This is a genomic window from Kamptonema animale CS-326, from assembly GCF_028330895.1.
GTDB lineage: Bacteria > Cyanobacteriota > Cyanobacteriia > Cyanobacteriales > Microcoleaceae > Kamptonema > Kamptonema formosum.
Window position 1 is genome coordinate 1 of record NZ_JAQMUA010000431.1, and the last position, 2,346, is coordinate 2,346.

Annotated in this window: 3 protein-coding genes; all 3 read left to right on the forward strand. The window is 49.7% G+C overall.

Features of this window, described 5'->3' with window-relative positions; translation table 11 throughout:
• The first annotated feature begins 95 nt into the window (after positions 1 to 95).
• Positions 96 to 1,223 carry a molecular chaperone DnaJ gene (gene dnaJ / locus PN499_RS25150; RefSeq protein ID WP_272035685.1) on the forward strand — a complete coding sequence of 376 codons (1,128 nt, stop codon included), beginning with the start codon at positions 96 to 98 and terminating at the stop codon, positions 1,221 to 1,223.
• Entirely contained in the window at positions 1,220 to 1,495 is a 276-nt protein-coding gene (locus tag PN499_RS25155) for a sulfurtransferase TusA family protein (RefSeq protein WP_272035688.1), read from the forward strand. Before dnaJ ends, PN499_RS25155 begins: the two co-directional genes overlap by 4 nt.
• A gap of 75 nt (positions 1,496 to 1,570) precedes the next feature.
• A partial coding sequence (gene rsgA / locus PN499_RS25160; RefSeq protein ID WP_272035690.1) for a ribosome small subunit-dependent GTPase A occupies positions 1,571 to 2,346 on the forward strand: 776 nt, incomplete at its 3' end.

Below are 2,346 nucleotides of genomic sequence, written 5' to 3' on the forward strand. Positions count from 1 at the left end.
CCCCATCTCCCCCCTCTCCCCCATCTCCCCTCTCTTAAAAACTCCCTCATGTTTTTTGCACAGTTTACTATTACTTACTCCAGGCAAGTAGCTATATGGCCGGCGACTACTATGAAATACTCGGTGTTTCTCGCGATGCAGATAAAGAAGAAATTAAGCGTGCCTACCGCCGCCTAGCTCGCAAGTATCACCCCGATGTCAATAACGAAGCAGGCGCAGAAGAGCGCTTCAAAGAGATCAACCGCGCCTACGAGGTTCTCTCAGAGCCAGAAACACGGGAGCGCTACAATCGCTTTGGCGAAGCAGGCGTTTCCGGTGCTGGAGCAGGCGGCTTTAGTCAAGACTTCGGCGATAGCTTCGCTGATATTTTTGAGAGCTTCTTCAGCGGTTTTGCAGGCGGTGCTGCCACTCAACAAGGTCGTCGGCGTACAGGGCCCGTGCGTGGGGACGACTTACGGCTTGACTTGAAGCTAGAGTTTCAAGAAGCAGTGTTTGGTGGAGATAAAGAACTTCGGATTAAACATTTAGAAACCTGCGAAACTTGCAGCGGTACAGGGGCAAAACCAGGAACCAGACCTCAAACCTGTCAAACTTGCACCGGTACAGGTCAAGTTCGCCGTGCTACCCGCACTCCCTTCGGTAGCTTTACTCAAGTTTCAGTGTGCCCCACTTGCAACGGTAGCGGGCAGGTAATTGAGGACAAGTGCGAAGTCTGCGCTGGCAGAGGTCAAAAGGAAGTTACAAAAAAACTGAAAATTACTGTCCCCCCAGGAGTTGACAACGGGACTCGCTTGCGGGTATCCAATGAAGGGGATGCTGGGAAAATGGGCGGCCCTCCAGGGGATTTGTACGTATTTTTGTCAGTGGATGAAGACCCAGTATTTAAGCGAGAGGGGATCAACATCCATTCGGAAGTTAAAATTAGTTATCTGCAAGCAATTTTGGGCTGTCGCTTGGAGGTAGATACCGTAGATGGGCCGACGGAGTTGTTGATTCCGACGGGGACTCAGCCGAATACAGTTTTGACTTTAGAGAAAAAAGGCGTTCCTCGGTTGGGAAACCCAGTTAGTCGCGGAGATCATTTGATTACAGTAGCGATTGATATTCCTACCCGTGTCACGACGGAGGAGCGGGATCTGTTGTTGCAATTGGCTAAACTGAAAGGCGATCGCACGGGAAAAGGCGGGATTGAAGGGTTTTTAGGGAATTTATTTCAAAAATGAGCGAAAGTGTAACTTCAAAGCCGAGCATCCAGATGGATCTACGGGGGACTCCCTGCCCAATTAATTTTGTGCGGACTAAACTTCGCTTGGAACAAATGTCCCCTGGAGAAGTTTTGGAAGTTTGGCTAGATCCCGGCGAACCGATTGAGCAAGTACCTGACAGTCTGACAATGGAAGGCTACCAGATTCTAGACACCCAGTTTGTTGCTGCTGACGAGCGAGACTATTTTGCTCTGAAGGTGCAGCGTCCTCTTGTGAAGGATGAAGGATGAAATTAGCAGTTAGAAGGATGAAATAATGATGAGTTTTAAACAGAGGGAAGAAGGAAGAGATCAGAAGGAAGAAGGATGAGTGTTAATTCGTCCTTACTTGTGGGTACTGTATTGGCTGTTCAAGCCAATTTTTACCAAGTACGGTTAGATCCGGGACTGGTAAACCCTGACAAGATAGGTGAAGTCTCAGGTTCTAGTGGTGAAGATTCAGGTGAAGAATCGAACCTAATACCTAACGTCTCTCCCCTTCTACTCCTTTGTACCCGCAGATCGCGACTAAAAAAAATTGGTCAGCAGGTGATGGTGGGCGATCGCGTGGTAGTTGAAGAACCAGACTGGGCTGGGGGAAGAGGCGCGATCGCAGAAGTATTTCCTCGCCGAACCGAACTCAATCGCCCTCCCATTGCCAATGCCGATCAAATTCTCTTAGTTTTTGCCTTGGTAGAACCAGATTTAGAACCTATAGCATTAAGTCGGTTTTTAGTCAAGGCCGAATCTACCGGCTTAGAGGTTTCTTTGTGTTTAAATAAATGCGATTTAGTAACGCCACAACAGCAGGAACAATGGCGCGATCGCCTCTCCAATTGGGGCTACGAACCCACCTTTATTAGCGTCCACACAGGTGTAGGATTGTCACTGGAGGATGGGGAAGATGGGGAAGATGGGGAGGATGGGGAGGATAGGGAAGGTGGGAAGGATGGGGAAGATAGGGAGAATAGGGAAGATTTAACTTCCTCATCTCCCCCGCTCCCCCGCTCCCCCGCCCCCCAGCTCCCCAGCCCCCTCGCTCCCCCGCTCCCCCTCTCCCCATCTTTATACAGCCAACTCAAGGGTAAGATTACCGTTATTTC

Bases quoted from the DNA above. Each gene is read 5' to 3' on its own strand.
- PN499_RS25155 (WP_272035688.1), top strand. From the start codon at position 1,220: ATGAGCGAAAGTGTAACTTCAAAGCCGAGCATCCAGATGGATCTACGG.
- dnaJ (WP_272035685.1), top strand. From the start codon at position 96: ATGGCCGGCGACTACTATGAAATACTCGGTGTTTCTCGCGATGCAGAT.